The sequence below is a fragment of the Vibrio sp. 1641 genome (genome assembly GCF_033339995.1).
GTDB lineage: Bacteria > Pseudomonadota > Gammaproteobacteria > Enterobacterales > Vibrionaceae > Vibrio > Vibrio alginolyticus.
In genome coordinates this window covers 1-665 of record NZ_JAWOVP010000209.1, presented here as the reverse complement: position 1 = coordinate 665, position 665 = coordinate 1, and the positions used below count along the sequence as shown (strand labels likewise).

Here is a 665-nt window from a genome sequence, read left to right as displayed (position 1 = left end):
ATAAACCTTTGATGCGCCACCTGTCGCTAGAACCACAAATTTGGCGCGCACGGTTTCTACGTGCTCTTCGTTTCGGTTCCAGATATAGGCACCGATGACTTTGTTTTTATCACCACCGATTTTATCTTCAGTGATCAAGTCCAGAGCGTTGTGGCGTTCAAGAACATGAATATTGGGATGGTTGTGGGCGTTGTCCTGCAATGAGGTTTGCATTGCCATACCGGTTGCGTCTGCGGCGTGCAGAATACGGCGGCGGCTGTGGCCACCTTCGCGGGTTAGGTGGTAACGAGGTTCATCGTCAGAATCATCGTCTTCACGGTCAAACGGTACACCGCCGTCAATCAGCCATTGCACACATTCTTTTGAGTGTTCTGCAATGAATCTCACGGTCTCTTCGTCACAGATACCATCCCCGGCAATTTGGGTATCTTCAACGTGCGACTCAATGGTGTCGGATTCATCGAACACCGCGGCAATACCGCCTTGAGCGTAGTAAGTTGCCCCTTCGCTGCGCGGTCCTTTGCTGAGTACCATTACTTTACAGTGGTTTGCGACACGTAAAGCCAACGACAAGCCCGCAGCGCCACTCCCTACCACTAACACATCACATTCATGTTCACGATTTGTGTTCGTCTAACTTTTATAATACCAAGCTAAGGTATCTC

General features: G+C 49.9%; 1 protein-coding gene. It reads right to left on the bottom strand.

What is annotated here, in order from left to right; translation table 11 throughout:
- A partial coding sequence (locus R7Z47_RS25105; protein WP_318130796.1) for an FAD-dependent oxidoreductase occupies positions 1-603 on the bottom strand: 603 nt, incomplete at its 3' end.
- Positions 604-665 lie beyond the last annotated feature (62 nt).